13 protein-coding genes are annotated in these 16,074 nt (G+C 68.4%); 3 read left to right on the forward strand and 10 right to left on the reverse strand.

The genetic code is table 11. From position 1 onward, the window contains the following. Positions 1-29: 29 nt before the first annotated feature. From AC5P7R_RS00525 to AC5P7R_RS00550, 6 genes are all read right to left on the reverse strand, one after another. Positions 30-1,190, reverse strand: a complete 1,161-nt coding sequence (locus AC5P7R_RS00525; protein WP_111101998.1) for an AAA family ATPase — start codon at positions 1,188-1,190, stop codon at positions 30-32. A gap of 162 nt (positions 1,191-1,352) precedes the next feature. Further along, positions 1,353-2,423, reverse strand: coding sequence for a sensor domain-containing diguanylate cyclase (locus AC5P7R_RS00530; protein ID WP_021203647.1), 1,071 nt, complete (start codon positions 2,421-2,423; stop codon positions 1,353-1,355). 143 nt (positions 2,424-2,566) lie between these two features. Next, on the reverse strand, positions 2,567-3,289 hold the full coding sequence (locus AC5P7R_RS00535; protein ID WP_019659152.1) for a pseudouridine synthase: 723 nt from the start codon (positions 3,287-3,289) through the stop codon (positions 2,567-2,569). A gap of 34 nt (positions 3,290-3,323) precedes the next feature. Next, positions 3,324-4,988: a sensor domain-containing diguanylate cyclase gene (locus AC5P7R_RS00540; RefSeq protein WP_021203646.1), complete on the reverse strand. Its 1,665-nt coding sequence runs from the start codon at positions 4,986-4,988 to the stop codon at positions 3,324-3,326. A gap of 109 nt (positions 4,989-5,097) precedes the next feature. Beyond that, entirely contained in the window at positions 5,098-7,521 is a 2,424-nt protein-coding gene (locus AC5P7R_RS00545) for a putative bifunctional diguanylate cyclase/phosphodiesterase (protein WP_111101996.1), read from the reverse strand. Between the two features lie 218 nt (positions 7,522-7,739). Further along, positions 7,740-9,686: a DEAD/DEAH box helicase gene (locus tag AC5P7R_RS00550; protein ID WP_049413970.1), complete on the reverse strand. Its 1,947-nt coding sequence runs from the start codon at positions 9,684-9,686 to the stop codon at positions 7,740-7,742. Between the two features lie 264 nt (positions 9,687-9,950). On the opposite strand from AC5P7R_RS00550, the gene AC5P7R_RS00555 reads away from it, so the two are divergent. Beyond that, positions 9,951-10,172: an RNA-binding S4 domain-containing protein gene (locus tag AC5P7R_RS00555; RefSeq protein WP_019659156.1), complete on the forward strand. Its 222-nt coding sequence runs from the start codon at positions 9,951-9,953 to the stop codon at positions 10,170-10,172. Between the two features lie 11 nt (positions 10,173-10,183). Here the strand turns inward: AC5P7R_RS00555 and ubiM are convergent, their stop codons facing one another. The 4 genes from ubiM to AC5P7R_RS00575 all read right to left on the reverse strand — a co-directional run bounded on the left by ubiM (position 10,184) and on the right by AC5P7R_RS00575 (position 13,609). Then, positions 10,184-11,362, reverse strand: coding sequence for a 5-demethoxyubiquinol-8 5-hydroxylase UbiM (gene ubiM, locus AC5P7R_RS00560; protein WP_180832693.1), 1,179 nt, complete (start codon positions 11,360-11,362; stop codon positions 10,184-10,186). A gap of 80 nt (positions 11,363-11,442) precedes the next feature. After that, entirely contained in the window at positions 11,443-11,832 is a 390-nt protein-coding gene (locus AC5P7R_RS00565) for an MAPEG family protein (protein WP_021203642.1), read from the reverse strand. 11 nt (positions 11,833-11,843) lie between these two features. Continuing rightward, positions 11,844-12,389 (reverse strand): DUF4019 domain-containing protein, encoded by a 546-nt coding sequence (locus AC5P7R_RS00570; RefSeq protein ID WP_019659159.1) that lies wholly within the window; start codon positions 12,387-12,389, stop codon positions 11,844-11,846. A 59-nt stretch (positions 12,390-12,448) separates the two neighbouring features. Continuing rightward, entirely contained in the window at positions 12,449-13,609 is a 1,161-nt protein-coding gene (locus tag AC5P7R_RS00575; protein WP_111098978.1) for a COG3904 family protein, read from the reverse strand. A gap of 444 nt (positions 13,610-14,053) precedes the next feature. Here AC5P7R_RS00575 and AC5P7R_RS00580 point away from each other — a divergent pair, with 444 nt between their 5' ends. After that, positions 14,054-15,532: a DNA-3-methyladenine glycosylase 2 gene (locus tag AC5P7R_RS00580; RefSeq protein WP_227854128.1), complete on the forward strand. Its 1,479-nt coding sequence runs from the start codon at positions 14,054-14,056 to the stop codon at positions 15,530-15,532. Then, entirely contained in the window at positions 15,529-16,020 is a 492-nt protein-coding gene (locus AC5P7R_RS00585) for a methylated-DNA--[protein]-cysteine S-methyltransferase (RefSeq protein WP_021202265.1), read from the forward strand. Before AC5P7R_RS00580 ends, AC5P7R_RS00585 begins: the two co-directional genes overlap by 4 nt. Positions 16,021-16,074: the final 54 nt, after the last annotated feature.

A 16,074-nucleotide genomic window follows, 5' to 3' on the forward strand; every position in this document is an offset into this window, starting at 1 on the left:
TGCGTCCACGCATGGCGTGGACGCCCGTATCAACGCTGCGGCCAATGCCAGGCCGGCGCATCCAGCAGGCCCTGCCCGCTCAACAGCGTGCGGCCCTGTTCCTTGTACAGATGCAGCGAATGGCACCCTGGCGCCTGTTCCAGCGCCGCGATCAGGCGGCTGGCGTGTGACACCACCCATACCTGGCTGCGCGAACTGGCTGCGATGATCAGCCGCGCCAGCGCCGGCAGCAGGTCCGGATGCAGGCTGGTCTCCGGCTCGTTGAGCACGAGCAGCGGCGGTGGACGCGGCGTGTGCAGCGCAGCAGCCAGCAGCAGGAAGCGCAGCGTACCGTCGGACAGTTCGGCCATCGACAACGGCCGCAGCAACCCCGGCTGGTGGAAGCGCAGGGCCAGTCGACCGTCCAGCTCCTCGAAGCCGACCGTGGCACCGGGGAACGCATCGCCGACGCTGCGTGCCAACGCGACCGGGTCTCCGATCTCGATAATGGTCACCCAGGCTGCCGCCAGATCCCGGCCGTCGTGATGCAGCACCGGCGTGCGCGTGGCCATCGCCGGCTGCCGCGCCGGTGCATCGGCGTCGCTGCGGAAATGGTCGTAGAAGCGCCAGCGACGGATGTACTCGCGCAGGGCGATGGTTTCCGGCAGGCGCTGCGGATCGCCGACCTGGGTGAACAGGCTGTCGAACAGCGACAACCGGTCATCCACCAGATCCCAACCGCGCGCATGACGTTGCCGAACCATTGCCCCACGGCGATCAACCAGCAGGTTGGCGCTGCGCAGGAACGGGCCGGCCCAGATCGCCTCGGCCTTGATCTGCGGGTCCAGTGCGAAGGCCGATCGACTGGGCGGCGGGTAGCCCAGATCGATGGCGTAGCCGAATTCGTCAGTGGCGAAGCCCAACTTCAATCCCACCGATTCCTGGCGTGGGCCGCCCTGCAGGGGGATTTCGCCGGCAGCAACCCGACGGTCCATTTTTTCCGGACCCGCCCACAGCGCCGAGCCCAGCCCGCCTTCGCGGGCCAGCACCGCCGCGACGCCGCCCTGCGCGGTCTCGGCCAGCAGGCGCAGGGCACGGTACAGGCTGGACTTGCCACTGCCGTTGTCACCGGTCACCACATTCAACTGCTGCAGCGGCAGTACGAGCCCGTGCAGCGAACGATAGTGGGCGATGGCCAGGGTCTGCAGCATGGGCGGCGTCCGGGGAAACAGGGCGTCATGCTGGCCGGTTCTGATCGCAGGAGCTGCGACGCCAAGTGAAACGGGAAGAGCATCCACGCATGGCGTGGATCTACTGGAGCGGCATCGAATCATCCACGCGTCGCATGCGTTCAACGCGCGAACCGCCGTGTTTCAGTCCGCCCGTTCCACCCGGTTGCGGCCTTTTCCCTTGGCCCGGTACAGCGCCTTGTCGGCACGTGCCAGCGTCTCATCCACGCTTTCACCGGGCTGGTGCTGGGCCACTCCAATACTGATCGTGACCGGGAACCCCAGCGGCAGATCAGCAACGGCCAGGCGCAGGAACTCGCACTGAAGTTCGGCGGTTTGCAGGTCGGTCGCCGGCATCACCGCCACGAACTCCTCGCCGCCATAGCGCGCGGCCATGCCACGGCCGGCGAAGTGCGAGCGCAGCAGCGTGCCCAGCTCGGCCAGCACCCGGTCGCCGGTGGCGTGGCCCTGGAAATCGTTGATGTGCTTGAAGTGGTCGATGTCCAGCAGCGCGACGCAGGCCACATCGGGCTGATCCCCGGTCACCGCCACTGCCTCGTCCAGCGCCGCCGCCATCGCGCGGCGGTTCGGCAGGCCGGTCAGCGCATCGGTGCGGCTCTGCTCGGCCAGGTCGGCGTTCTGCGCCAGCAGCACGTCGTGGTACTCCGACAGCAGGCGCTCGTAATCATCGCGTTCCAGCATGTGGTTCCGGATGTCGAGCGCGAAACGGCGCAGCTCCATCACCAGCATCACCTGCCGCGACAGCGCGGCCAGCGCCTCGGCCTTGTCGCTTGGCAGGTGCTGCGGCTGTGCATCGAACACGCACAGCGTACCCAGCGGCAGGCCATCGGAACTGATCAGCGGCGCACCGGCGTAGAAGCGGATGTGCGGGTCGCCGGTCACCACCGGGTTGTCGTGGAAGCGGATGTCCTGCAACGCATCCTCGACCACCATGATTTCGTGCGGCTGCAGGATGGCGTGGCCACACATCGATTCGCTGCGCAGGTTTTCCGCCGCATCGATGCCCTGGATCGACTTGAACCATTGCCTTTCGACGTCAATCAGGGTCACCGCCGCCATCGAGGTACCGCAGACCGCCTTGGCGATCGCCACCAGGTCGTCGAATGACTTCTCGCGCTGCGAATCAAGGATCCGGTAGCGGTACAGCGCCTCGAGCCGGAGGGCCTCGTTGGCAGGCTTGTCGGGCTTGATCATGCAGCGTCACTTCCGGCAGGTCACTGCAAAGTCTAGCTGATGCCGGCACGTAATCCGCACAACGGGTAGTGCCGGCCGCTGGCCGGCATCCCGCGCGCATTCGATGCCTGGAGTAGCCGGCCAGCGGCCGGCACTACCGCGCGTTACCAGTCCAGCTGCTTCGGCAGCAGGCCCTGCAGCTCCTGCTCGGTCAGGTTGCGCCACTGGCCCGGCTTCAGCGCGCCGATCTTGATGTTGTCGATGCGCACGCGGCGCAGCTGGGTCACGCGATAGCCGAACTCGGCAGCCATCAGGCGGATCTGCCGGTTCAGGCCCTGCTGCAGGGTGATGCGGAAACCGAACTTGGCGATGCGCGAGGTCTTGCACGGCAGCGTCATCTGGTCGTGGATGCGCACGCCGCGCGCCATGCCGCGCAGGAACTCATCGGTGACCGGCTTGTTCACCGCCACCAGGTATTCCTTCTGGTGGCCGTTCTCGGCACGCAGGATCTGGTTGACGATATCGCCATTGCTGGTCATCAGGATCAGGCCTTCGGAGTCCTTGTCCAGGCGGCCGATCGGGAAGATGCGCTGTTCGTGGCCGACGAAGTCGACGATGTTGCCCTTGACCGAAGTTTCGGTCGTGCAGGTGACGCCTACCGGCTTGTTCAGTGCGATGTAGACGTGGCGGCGGGCGCCGGGCTTGCGTGCCACGCGGGCGCGCAGCGGCTGGCCGTCGACCAGCACCTGGTCTTCCTCGCCTACCACCGCGCCGGTACCGGCCGGATGGCCGTTGACGGTAACGCGGCGCGCGGCGATCAGGCGATCGGCCTCGCGGCGGGAGCAGAAGCCGGTGTCGGCGATATGTTTGTTGAGTCGGGTGGTCATCGGCCCATTATCCGGCATCGCCGCCCGCTGCGCTTCATGCCAGGGCGGGCGGATCGAGCTCCTCGCCGTCGAAGACCCGGTTGCGGCCCGCCCGCTTGGCCACGTACATGGCATGGTCGGCCCGCCGCAGCAGCCCGGCCAGATCGTCCTCGCCCGGTCGCCACTGCGCCAGGCCGATGCTGGCGGTCACCTCCAGCCCCGGCACCTGCAGGGCCTGGCCAGCCTCGGTGATTCGCTGGCGCAACCGGTCCAGTCGCGCCGAAGCGGCCTCGCGCGGCATGCCCGGCATCAGCAGCAGGAACTCTTCGCCGCCCATCCGTACCACTTCGTCCTGGCTGCGCACTGCCATGCGCAGGGCACGCGCCACCGCCACCAGCACCAGGTCGCCCACGGCGTGACCATGGCGGTCGTTGATGTCCTTGAACAGGTCGATGTCGAGGAAGCCGATCACCAGCGGGCCACGCTCGCGGTCGACCCGCTCAAGGTGGCGGGCCAGCTGCTGCAGTCCGGCGCGACGGTTGGGAAGCCCGGTCAGGCCGTCGGTCTCGGCCAGCTGGCGAAGTTCATCACGCTGCTGGCGCAGCCGGCCCAGCCGCTGGTTCAACGCATACGCGGCCATCATCAACAGCCAGGTCACCGCCAGCTGCAGCGCCTCCACCCGGTATTCCAGCAGCCACGCCGCACCACAGGCATCGGCGATGATCAGTACCAGCATCGGTGCCAGCGCGGCCAGACCCGCCTGCGCCCAACGGTCGCCGCGCCAGCGTGCCCAGACGCCGACCATCAGTGCCAGGCCACATCCGGACAGATAGGACACCTGCAAGCCCTTCGCGACCCAGGCCAGATGCTCCCAGCGCAGCCACGGCACCAGCACGGCCAGCGCCATCAGGGCCCACAACACCGCCAGTTGGGCCGGGCGCGATCGAGGCAGCACGCGATCGCCTCCGTTCAGCCGCCACAGCGCCGGCAGCACCAGTGCCTGGGTCGCAGCGGTCAGCGCCAGCAGCCACCATGCGCCGTGCTCGCCCACCGGCAGCCAGGGTTCCGGATAGCCGCTGAGCCCGCCGAGGATTGCCTGCCACAGCACCATCACGGTGGTGCCGGCGATGTAGACCAGGAAACTGCGGTCCCGGGTGGTCAGGAAGGCCATCAACGCCGACAGCGCCAGCGCGATCGCCACCGCGATGCAGGCCGCGCGCACCAGCAGGCGGGCGGTGTCGTTCTGCTGCACCGGGCTGGGCGCGCCCAGCCGCAGGGTCGGTACCCAACGTGTCTTCAGCGGTGTCTGCCAGGAGACCAGGAACGGCTCATGGCTGCCGGCCGGCGGTACCGCCACCAGGCCGATGCCAGCCCGGAAACGTGAATCGCGGGTGCGCGCGTCGTGCATGTTGCCGCAGATCTCGCGGTCACCATGCTGGACGCGCACTTCACCGGCAAAGACGTTGAACACGTCCAGCGCCTGCGGTTGGCCTGACCAGCCCTGCGGCGGAGCCGGTACCAGCACCTGCTGGCGGGCGCCGGACAGCATCTGCGGCGTGCATGCGCGGTGCGGCGTCGGCTCGTCGGTAGCGCCGCCGACCAGGAGATAATCATGGCCCGACACGGCCTCTGCAGCCTGAAGCGGCCACGGCAACGCCAACCACACCATCAGGACGGCCAGCACCGCTCCTGTTCCATACCGCCACTGCCTGCCGCCCACGCCACGTCCTGTTCCTGCTTACGTCCGCGCCCACTGCGCGCCGCCCCTGACGCGCATTATCGCAGCCGGGCACGCCACGCATGTGTACACCAAAGTCGGCGCCCGCGGTTCAGCCAGCCGCCGGCGGCCCCTTCACCGCGACCAGCCGTACCGGGCGCAGATCGACCAGGGTCAGCCGCTCCAGCGGCTGCGGCCGTTCGATGGCATAGCCCTGCAGCCCCTGTACGCCAAGCCGGGTCAGCGCACCGGCAACCTCGGCGGTCTCCACCCACTCGGCCACCACTTCCATCTGCAGCTCGCGCCCGAGCTCGCTGATCGCGCGCACCGTGGCGTGGCTGACAGGGTCGGTATCCATGTCGCGCACGAAGGCGCCGTCGATCTTCAGGATGTCCGCCGGCAACTGGCGCAGGTAGCCGAAGGAAGACAGGCCGGAGCCGAAGTCATCCAGCGCCATCCGGCACCCCCGTGCCTTCACCGCATCGATGAAGGCGCGGGCCTGGCTGAGGTTGCTGATCGCCGCAGTCTCGGTGATCTCGAAGCACAGCTTGGAGGCCAGCGCGCGGTTGCGCTCGAGCAGGTCGCAGACGAAGGCGAGGAATCCCGGCTCGGCGATCGACTGCGCGGACACGTTGACGTTGCACAGGCCCAGCTGGCGCACGTGCGCCGGGCACACCTGCAGGTGGCGGAACAGCAGCCCGAGCACGTGCCGGTCCAGCGCCACCGCCATGCCATAGCGCTCCACCGCCGGCATGAACTGGCCGGGCAGATGCAGGCTGCCATCGGTGCCACGCATGCGCACCAGCACCTCGTAGTGCAGGTAGGACGGATCCCCCACGCGGGCGATGCGCTGTGCATACAGCAGCATGCGATTCTCGGCCATCGCCAGGCTGACGCCCTGCAGGCGCTCGGCCTCCTGCCGCCGCTCCTCCAGCGCCATGCGGTTCTCATTGAAGCAGTGCACGCGGTTGCGCCCGGCCTGCTTGGCGGCATAGCAGGCGCTGTCGGCGGCACTCATCAACCAGTTCACGTCCGGCGCGTCTGCACTGACCTCGACCACGCCGATGCTGCAGCTCAGCTGCGGGCTGCCCTCGCTGATCGGAAACGTGGCCTGGCCCAGGTTGCGGATCACCCGCTGCAGCACGCGCTTGGCCTCGTCCTGCCCGGCATGGGCGAGGAACACCGCGAACTCGTCCGCACCCAGCCGGCCGACCCAGTCACCATCACGCACCGCCGCCACCAGGTACTCGGCGAAGGCGCGCAGCATCTGGTCACCAGCGGCGTGGCCGAAGCTGTCGTTGACCAGCTTGAAATGGTCCAGGTTGATATAGCACAGCGCGTGCGTGCCGCCTTCGCTGCGCACCTGCAACAGCGCGCGTTCCAGCAGCCGTTCGATCTCGCGGCGGTTGATCAGGCCGGTCAGCGGGTCATGGCTGGCGTGGTGCTCGATCTCGCGCGCCAGTGCATGGTTCTGGCTGACGTCCTCGATGATCGCGAACACCGACAGGCCACCGGCGGCGCTGCGCACGCCGGTGCCGCTCCAGCGGCCCCAGACCAGGCTGCCATCGCGACGGCGGAAGCGCAGTTCGCTCGGCCGCAGCTGCCGGTCCCAGTCGATACGGCCCACCCCATCGATGACAAGCTCGCCGTCCATCAGCAGATCGCCCAACGACATCTGCAGCAGCACGTCGCGCCGGTAGTCGAGGATATCGGCCATCGCCTGGTTGGCTTCGATCACCTTGCCTTCGGTGTCGAGCTTGAGCATGCCGACATTGGCCTGATAGAAGGCGGCGCGGAAGCGGCTTTCATGTTCGGTCAGGTCCTTGCCGACGCGGCGCGCGAGGGCCACCGCCATCAGGCTGATCGCAAGCACCGACAGCCCACCAACCACGAGCGTGGCGATCCGCACCATCGTGGCCATGCGCAGCAACGCTCGGGAAAACGACTGCGCCTGCACCTGCAGCCGCCGGTCCAGATCGCGCAGCTGTTGCAGGTAACGGTCGCGGTCGGCCACTGGCAGCGTGCCTTCGGCGTGCGCCGACTGCAGCTCGGCGACCAGCCGCTGCACCGCCAACAGGTCATCGTCGGTCTGCCGCCACAACGCGGTTGCTTCGCGGAAGGCGCCGATGTCGCGTGCATAGCGGAACGAGAACACCAGACGCGGGATATCGGCATGCGCGTTGCCACCCTGCAGGAAGCCCTGCCGGGCCTTCTCCTCGTCCGGTACCGCCTGTTCCAGCGCCAACCGGGCCTGCAGATCTCCCAACGGAATCCGCAGGGCCTGGCGCGCGTCCTCCAGGTCCTGGGCATGGCCGCGCGCCAGGTAGCGGCTCAGCGCAGCAGTGGCATCCTGCTGCCCGCGTGACCAGTAACCCTGCCCGGCGATCCAGGCGGTCGAAGCCGCCTGCAGTTCCTGGATCAACGCGGACAATGCGACCAGCCCGATCGCCATGCCCGTCAACAACGCAAAGCGCAATCCCAGCCCACGGGTCATCGGCACCCGCCGGCTCTGCTGGTCCGTGCCACTTCTACCCATCCCGGATCCCCCCGAATGTGCTGCGGTGACAACCTGCCTTGGAACCGGCCCAGCCTATGACCGGCAATGTGTGGGCCATGCGAAAAAGGGGACGGAGGGGATTAAGTCGTTTTCGGCATAAGCGCATGGCCTGCCATTTACGACTTAATCCCCTCCGTCCCCTTTTCCTGTACGCCAGCCCGGGGGCTGGCGTTGTTATGGACGGCTGCGGGTGCGGCTTAGAAGCTGCGCGGGCCGCGCGGCTTGAAGCCGTCACGACGCGGCGGGCGGCTGTCGCGGTCACCGCCGCGGTCGCCACCATGGCCACCCGGACCACCCGGGCCACCACGACGCGGGCCACCCGGGCCGCCCGGGCCACGCTTGTCGAAGCGCGGCTTGAACGGACGCGGGGCCGGGTTGGTGTCTTCACCCGGAGCCAGCGCACGCATCTGCAGCTGCTGGCCGGACACCCACACCTTCTGCAGGTGCGACAGCACGTCCGGCGGCATCTGTGCCGGCAGGTCCAGCAGCGAGAAGTCGTCGTGGATGTCGATGCGGCCGATGAAGCGGCTTTCCAGGCCCGCTTCGTTGGCAATGGCGCCGACGATGTTGGCCGGCTTCACGCCATGCTGATGCCCCACCGAAATGCGGTAGGTCTCCATGCCCTGCTCCGGTGCACCACGCGGCGGAACCTCACGGCGCGGACGCTGCTCGAAACCACCTTCGGCGTCGTCGCGACGCGGGCCACGCTCGAAGCGCGGACCGCGCTCGTTGCGGTCGAAGCGATCGCCACGCTCCGGACGGTCGCCACGGTCGAAACGCTCGCGCGGGGCGCGCTCTTCACGCGGGGCACGCACCGGCGGCTGCAGCAGGAACGGGGTGTCACCCTGCAGCATCCTGGCCAGCGCGGCGGCGATCTCGATGGCCGGCACGTTCTGCTCGTTCTCGAAGCGCTCCAGCAGCTGGCGGTAGAAGTCCAGGCCACCGGCACCCAGGGTTTCGCTGATGCGCGAGGTGAACTTGTTGATGCGGGTGTCGTTGACCGCTTCCACGCTCGGCAGCTGCATCTCTTCGATCGGCTGGCGGGTGGCGCGCTCGATCTGGCGCAGCATGCCCTTCTCGCGCGGGGTCGCGAACAGGATCGCCTCGCCGCTGCGGCCAGCACGACCGGTACGGCCGATGCGGTGCACGTAGCTTTCGGTGTCGTACGGGATGTCGTAGTTCAGCACGTGGCTGATGCGCTCCACGTCCAGGCCGCGCGCGGCCACGTCGGTGGCAACCAGGATGTCCAGCTTGCCTTCCTTCAGCATGGCGATGGTGCGCTCACGCTGGGCCTGCTGCATGTCGCCGTTGATGGCGGCAGCGGCCAGGCCACGGGCCTGCAGCTTGCTGGCCAGTTCTTCGGTGCCGGCCTTGGTGCGCGCGAAGATGATCATCGCGTCGAACGGCTCGACCTCCAGGATGCGGGTCAGCGCATCCAGCTTGTGCATGCCGCTCACCCACCAGTAACGCTGGCGGATGTTGGCCGAGGTGGTGGTCTTGGCCGCAATGGTCACTTCCACCGGATCCTGCAGGTAGGTCTGCGCGATGCGGCGGATCTGCGGCGGCATGGTGGCCGAGAACAGGGCCACCTGGCGCTGCTCCGGCAGCTTCTTCAGCACCGCTTCGACGTCGTCGATGAAGCCCATGCGCAGCATTTCATCGGCTTCGTCCAGCACCAGGGTCTTCAGCTCGGACAGGTCCAGGGTGCTGCGGTCCAGGTGGTCGATCACGCGACCGGGGGTACCGACCACGATATGCACGCCACGGCGCAGCGCCGACAGCTGCTGCCCGTAAGGCTGGCCGCCGTACACCGGCAGCACGCGGAAGCCCGGGATCTTCGACGAGTAGGACTGGAACGCCTCGGCGACCTGGATGGCCAGTTCGCGGGTCGGCGCCAGGATCAGGGCCTGCGGCTTGATCTGCTGCAGGTCGATGTTGGACAGTACCGGCAGTGCGAACGCAGCGGTCTTGCCGGTACCGGTCTGGGCCTGGCCCAGCACGTCGCGGCCTTCCAGCATCGCCGGGATGGTGGCGGCCTGGATCGGCGACGGGGTTTCGTAGCCGATGGCGGTGACCGCCTGCATCACGGGCTCGGACAGGCCGAGCTGCGCGAACTGCAGCGGCGCTTGGGAATCTTGGGACATGGGGAACTCCGAAGGCACTGCCGTCTTCCTGGCAGTGCGATAAAAAAGGGATGGTCCGCGCTTTGGGCGCCCTTCTTATCGCGTGCCCTGGCGCTGCTCGGTCGGAGGAGATTTCACTCGCTCAGAGCGGGATGATACCGCATTGATCCTGAACGAGGCGTACAGCTTTCCGTGCGCGTGCCGTCGAGCCCGTGCTGGCGCACAATACGCGCCCGCTTCCCGGCCCGGCCGCTGGCCTGCGCCCTCTTCCCAGGAACCCGCTCCATGCAGATTCTCGAATTCGACCTCGACGGTGACTACGTCGAACTCAAGCAGCTGCTCAAGCTGGCCGACCTGGTCACCAGCGGCGGCGAGGCCAAGATGGTCATCAGTGAAGGCCAGGTGCGGGTCGATGGCGAAATCGAGCTGCGCAAGGCCTGCAAGATCCGCGCGGGCCAGGTGGTCGAATTTTCCGGCAGCCAGATCCGGGTGCTGGCTGCCGGCTGATCTGAAGCCGTTCAGGCCACGCGCTGGGTCAGGTGCGAGGCGATCAGCTGCCTGAACGGTGCCACGCCCTGCGCCAGGCGCAGGCCAGCCGCACGCAGCAGGCGCGCCGGGCGACGGTCGTCGGTGTACAGGCGGGCGATCGCATTGGTGGCCTCGTACAGCGGCCGCGACGCCAGCCGATGGCCCCGCTGGTAGCTGGTCAGCATGCCGGCGGCAGCAATGTCGGCACCGCGACGCTGCTGCGCGACGATGCCCTGCGCCAGCCGCTGTGCGCTGGCCAGGCCCAGGTTGAAGCCATGCGCGGTGACCGGATGCATGCCGACTGCGGCATCGCCGATCAGCGCAGAACGCTCGCCGACGAAACGGTGCGCGTACACACCTACCAGCGGGTACGCCTGCGGCGTCGCCACCGGCTGCATGCGGCCCAGGCGATGTTCAAAGCACGCACTGATGGCATCGCCGAAGGCCACCTCATCCATCGCCAGCAGTTCTTCGATCTGCCGCGGCTGCAGCGTGATCACCGCCGATGCCTGGCCCTCGTTGAGCGGCAGCAGCGCCATGGTGCGGCCGTAACCGAACCATTCCCAGGCCGTGTGGTGATGGTCGCGCTCGACCTGCATGCGGCACACCAGCATCGACTTGCCGAAGTCGCGCATCTGCGCACCGATGCCAAGCATGCGGCGGGTGGCGGAGAAGCGGCTGTCAGCCGCGACCAGCAGGCGGGCGTGCAGTTGGCTGCCGTCATCGAGTCTGACCACGTGGCCCTGCGCATCGGCCTGGACGCGCTGCACCTTGCGCCCGTCGAACAGGTCCAGACCATCCTGGTCCTGCACGGCATCCCATGCAGCGCGGCGGATCAGATGGTTGGGCACCAGCCAGCCCAGCGGCTGGCCGTCGACCTGGCTGCTGGCGAAGGTCAGCGCGAACGGCGAACCGCCGTTCATCACCTTGGCATCGCGCAGTTCAGCGACCTCGGCCGGCGGCAGGCGCTGCCACAGCCCCAGCTGCTCCATGCTCTGCCGCGAGGCATGGGTCAACGCGATCTCGCGGCCATCGAAGGCGGCCTCGGCCAGCGCCTGGCGCGGTTGAACTTCGACCAGCCCGACCTGCAGGCCACTGCCGGCCAGCGCCCGAGCGAAGCACAGGCCCGCCGGTCCGGCGCCGACCACCACCACGTCCATCCTGCGCATGCGCGCCTCCTGCCGTTGATTCAGTCCGGGCCAGCATAGCGCCGCGCGCCTGACCGGCCTTGATCTGGATCAGGCGCGGGTCACAACAACGCGAACACCAGCGCCAGGATCGACAGCAGCGACACCAGCCACACCAGGCTGCGCAGGTAGGGCACGCCGGCCGCGTACAGGGGCAGATAGACCACACGCGCCCAGAAGTAGGCCTGCGCAGCCAGCGCCGTGGTGCCGTTGCCGCGACCGGACACGACTACTGCAATGGCGGCGGCGGCGAAGAACGGGAAGGTTTCCAGGAAGTTGGCCTGGGCCCGCTGCAGGCGGCCGGCCAGCGGGCTGAGCGGCTTTGCATCGCCATCGCGTGCCGAGGCATTCCACTTCATCCCGCGCTCGCGGGTGACCACGGTGGAGGTGGCGAAGATGTACACGAAGCCGAGCACGATCGACCAGGCCAGCATTGCCAGTTCAGTTGCCATCGCTCATCTCCTCAGGGTGCCGACGCACGCAGGCTGTAACCGGCCAGGCGCCACACCTGGTCTTCGTCGAAACGGAACGAGACCAGCTCGCGCACCGGCTGCGCGCTGTTGGCGAAACGGGTCGGGAAGCTGACGTTGATGTACAGCCCTTCCGGCACCGCAGCACCGGCGCTGTACTTGACCCGGGTGATGGTGGGCTGGCCACGCCCGGCCAACGCACCCAGGCGCGCACGCTCGGTGGTCAGCTGGCTGACGAAGGCGGCCTTCGGCACCGCACGACGGGCGACGGCCGAAGCGCCATCCCACAGTTCGCCGGCGCGGTTGGCATCGACCAGCTGCGCCGCCTTCAACGCAGCCGCGCCCATTTCGGCGTCCTGCTTCTGCACCTGGGCCTGCTGCGCGGCGGTCAATGCCGGAGCGCCGGCGGTGGCCGGTTTCGCAGCCGCCGGCGATGCCGGGGCCGGGCGCGCGGGTGCCGGTGCCGGCGTGGCCGGCGCAGGTGCCTGCGCCAACGCAGTCAGGGGCAGCAGGGACAGCAGCAGGAGCGCGCGCTTCATGGACACCGCCGGTTCTCGAGGAAAGGACCGCAGTCTACGCCAGCGCGGTGAGCGGTTCGTCAGCGCGCGTGGGCGTTGCCTTCCACCGCCGCCGCATCGGCCTGCGCCGCAGACTTGCCTGCATCGTCGGCTGCCTGCTCGGCCATCGGCGGTTCCGGCGGTGCCGGGGGCAGCGTCGCCACATCGATCTCCGACAGCGGGCTTTCGTCCGGGCACACCGCGTCGGGAAAGCCGAAGCGCTGTTTCAACGCCTGGCCGCAGCTGTTGATCGACTCCATGTCGGCGCCTTCGCGCTTGCATTGCTGGTCGAAGGCGACCAGGAACGCGTCCTTGCGCTGCACGAAATCATCGCCGCAGGCACGCATCTGCTTGATCCGTTCCAGATCATCCTGCACCGCATTGGTCCCATCCAGGCCGTACTGGCGCAGCTCGTCCGGAGTCAGCAGGCGCAGGCTGCGGTTGGGCACGGTCATCATCAGATCGGCCACGCCCACCGCCACGCCATTGCGCTGCAGATAGTCCTTCACGTTGTCGTAGACCTCGTGCAGCTCGCGGTTGAGTTCCGCGCGCGAGGTGGCCTTGGAGCTGATCCGCATCATGCGGTGGATGCCGACCTTGCCCGACAGCAGGCGGTTGTCACCGGCGGCCAGCACGAACACGCAGGCGCTGTGGCAGATCGAGCCTTCGCGCACCCAAATGGTCCAGCCGGATTCACCGATGCTGTCACCGGCAACGATCGCCGATTCCACCTGGCCGCCGCTGGAATCCAGATCGAGGATGCGCTTGTGGATCTTCTGCTGGTCGGCGACCACCGCCAACCGCCACATCATCTCGGCGAAGCCCGGATTGATCTTGCCGGCGTAACGCACGCGCATCAGGCCGCGCTCGGCGCACGGCGCCAGCGCCTGAGTGATCTGCTCGCGCTGCAGGCCTTCCAGCTCGACACCGTCGCCGGCATCGCCAGCATATTCCGTGCTGCAGCTGACCCAGGCACGGCCATTCTCAAGCTGCGCCTGCGGCCACGGCCGATCCGCCTGGCTGCGCGGCGGCGCTGGCGGTGGCGGTGCATCGGCCGCATTGATCGACACCATGTTCTCGCCATCGCTGGCCGGTGCCCGCGCCGCCTTGTCGGCAGCAGTCACATTGCCCGGATTTTCCAGCTGGCTGCAGCCCGCCAGGGCCAGGCACAACAGGGGCAACCAGCGGCGTTTGGCGGACATCGGGCAACCAGTCTTCACGTGAGCAGGAGCCACAGTCTACCCGTCCGGGGCACCCGTTCAGCGCGTGGCACTGAACCCCTTCTGACCCTCTGGCTCCAACCTTTTCATTACAACGTCTTGCACCACTCCATCCACGCATGGCGTGGATCTACCGTGTCGACCAAAGTCGACACCCAGAGCGGGATGCCGTTCCGGCAGGCCGCGGGAAACTGTCGAAGGCGGGGTGGGTCCGGTGGCAGGGGCGTGAGCGCCATGGATGGCGCGACCGAGCTACAGGGACGTACTTGCAGCGCCCCCTGCCACCGGCCCCACCCCGCCCTCCCGCAGGAAGCCTGCTGTTGCTGTTGCCTCTGCGGGTGCAGGGCGCAGCCCTGTCCGACCCTCTTCAGCATCCATGTCCGAATGTGGCGAGTATCTCCAGCCGCACACGCCTAGACTGGCGCCATGGATACCGCCTTCGCCCTCGACACCGCCGCCTGCGACCGTGCCCGCCTGGCCCGCGACGCGCGCTTCGACGGCGTGTTCTTCACCGCCGTGCGCAGTACCGGCATCTACTGCCGCCCGGTGTGCCCGGCACCGCCACCGAAGCCGCGCAACATCACCTACTACCCCACCGCCGCTGCGGCCGCAGCTGCCGGCTACCGCCCGTGCCTGCGCTGCCGTCCTGAACTGGCACCGCAGGCCCAGCAGGCATTGGCCGGGCAGACCGTGCAGCGCGCACTCGCCCTGATCCATGGCGGCTTCCTTCAGGAGCAGCCCGTCGCGGACCTCGCGCAGAAGATCGGCCTGAGCGCGCGCCAGCTGCAGCGCCTGTTCGTTGAACACCTGGGCGCGACGCCGGCGCAGATCCACGCCACCCATCGCCTGCTGCTGGCCAAGCAACTGCTGACCGAGACCACGCTGCCGGTGACCGACGTTGCGCTGGCCGCCGGCTACAACAGCCTGCGCCGCTTCAACACCGCTTTCCTGCAGGGTTGCGGCATGGCACCGACGGCGCTGCGTCGCCAGCACCAGCCGCTGGCCGCCGATGACGGCGGCCTGGTGCTGCGCCTGGTGTATCGCCCGCCGCTGGACTTCCCGCGCATGCTGGCCTTCCTGCGCAAACGCAGCCTGCCTGGCATCGAACTGATCGGCGAAGACAGCTACCAGCGTGTGCTGGGCACGCCCGAACGCCCCACCCTGCTGCGGGTCACCGCCGACCCGAAGCGCCCGGAGTTGCGCCTGCAGCTGGGCGCGGTCGATCCGCGTCTGATTCCGGACATCGTGCGCCGCGTGCGCCGCGTATTCGATCTGGACGCGGACCTGCAGCAGGTGCACGCCGCGCTGAGCGAAGAACCCTTGCTGGCGCGCGGTATCGCCGAACGCCCCGGGCTGCGCGTACCCGGCGGCTGGGATGGCTTCGAGGTGGGCGTACGCGCCGTGCTCGGACAGCAGGTCAGTGTGGCCGCAGCCACCACCTTCGCGCGGCGCCTGGTCGACGCCTATGGCGCGCACCTGCCGGGCATGCCATCGGAATTCGATCGCCAGTTCCCGGCGCCCGAGGTGCTGGCCGAAGCGCCCCTGGAATCGATCGGCCTGCCGCGCAGCCGCGCCGCCACCGTGCGTGCGCTGGCGGCCGCCTGCGCCAGCGGCCAGCTCGACTTCGCGCCCGGGCAGGCATTGGAGGAATTCGTTGCGCGCTGCGTCGCGCTGCCCGGCATCGGCCCGTGGACGGCGCAGTACATCGCCCTGCGCGGGCTCGGCCAGCCCGATGCGTTCCCGGCCGGCGATCTTGTACTGCAGCAGGTGCTCGGCCACGCGCAGGGCCAGCGCCTGAGCGAACGTGCAACCGAAGCGCGCTCGCAACCGTGGCGGCCGTGGCGCGCCTACGCGGTGCTGCACCTGTGGCACCTGTCCGGCACGTTCGTTGGAGAACCGACATGACCCTGTTGTTCGACCGTTTCGACAGCCCGATCGGCGTGTTGACCATCGCCGGTGACGAACGTGGCCTGTCACATGTGCTTTTCCCCGAGAACCGCCATCCGGCACGCGGGCGCGATGACTGGCACTACGCACCGGATGCGCTGCCGGAAGCGCGCGAGCAACTGCTGCAGTTCCTGCACGGCGAACGCAGCAGCTTCGACCTTGTGCTGGCACCACGCGGCACGCCGTTCCAGCTGCGTGTGTGGCAGGCGCTGGCGTTGATTCCGTTCGGCCAGACCTGGAGCTACCTGCAGCTGGCGCAGCACCTGGGCCAACCCAGCGCGACCCGTGCGGTCGGTGCAGCCAACGGGCGCAACCCGCTGCCGATCATCCTGCCCTGCCACCGCGTGATCGGCAGCAACGGCGCACTGACCGGTTTCGGCGGCGGCCTGGAAACCAAGGCGGCGCTGCTGCGGCTGGAACAACGCCAGGCCCCGCTGTTCGCCTGAGAGGGCTGGCCGGGCTGCGCCCGGCACCCGCAGAGGCAACGGCAAGGTCAAGAG

This window comes from Stenotrophomonas sp. YJH_SMC_27, from assembly GCF_059369815.1.

Bases quoted from the DNA above. Each gene is read 5' to 3' on its own strand.
- AC5P7R_RS00580 (WP_227854128.1), top strand. From the start codon at position 14,054: ATGGATACCGCCTTCGCCCTCGACACCGCCGCCTGCGACCGTGCCCGC.
- AC5P7R_RS00550 (WP_049413970.1), bottom strand. From the start codon at position 9,686: ATGTCCCAAGATTCCCAAGCGCCGCTGCAGTTCGCGCAGCTCGGCCTG.
- AC5P7R_RS00530 (WP_021203647.1), bottom strand. From the start codon at position 2,423: ATGATCAAGCCCGACAAGCCTGCCAACGAGGCCCTCCGGCTCGAGGCG.
- AC5P7R_RS00570 (WP_019659159.1), bottom strand. From the start codon at position 12,389: ATGAAGCGCGCGCTCCTGCTGCTGTCCCTGCTGCCCCTGACTGCGTTG.
- ubiM (WP_180832693.1), bottom strand. From the start codon at position 11,362: ATGCGCAGGATGGACGTGGTGGTGGTCGGCGCCGGACCGGCGGGCCTG.
- AC5P7R_RS00545 (WP_111101996.1), bottom strand. From the start codon at position 7,521: ATGGGTAGAAGTGGCACGGACCAGCAGAGCCGGCGGGTGCCGATGACC.
- AC5P7R_RS00575 (WP_111098978.1), bottom strand. From the start codon at position 13,609: ATGTCCGCCAAACGCCGCTGGTTGCCCCTGTTGTGCCTGGCCCTGGCG.
- AC5P7R_RS00555 (WP_019659156.1), top strand. From the start codon at position 9,951: ATGCAGATTCTCGAATTCGACCTCGACGGTGACTACGTCGAACTCAAG.
- AC5P7R_RS00565 (WP_021203642.1), bottom strand. From the start codon at position 11,832: ATGGCAACTGAACTGGCAATGCTGGCCTGGTCGATCGTGCTCGGCTTC.
- AC5P7R_RS00535 (WP_019659152.1), bottom strand. From the start codon at position 3,289: ATGACCACCCGACTCAACAAACATATCGCCGACACCGGCTTCTGCTCC.
- AC5P7R_RS00525 (WP_111101998.1), bottom strand. From the start codon at position 1,190: ATGCTGCAGACCCTGGCCATCGCCCACTATCGTTCGCTGCACGGGCTC.
- AC5P7R_RS00585 (WP_021202265.1), top strand. From the start codon at position 15,529: ATGACCCTGTTGTTCGACCGTTTCGACAGCCCGATCGGCGTGTTGACC.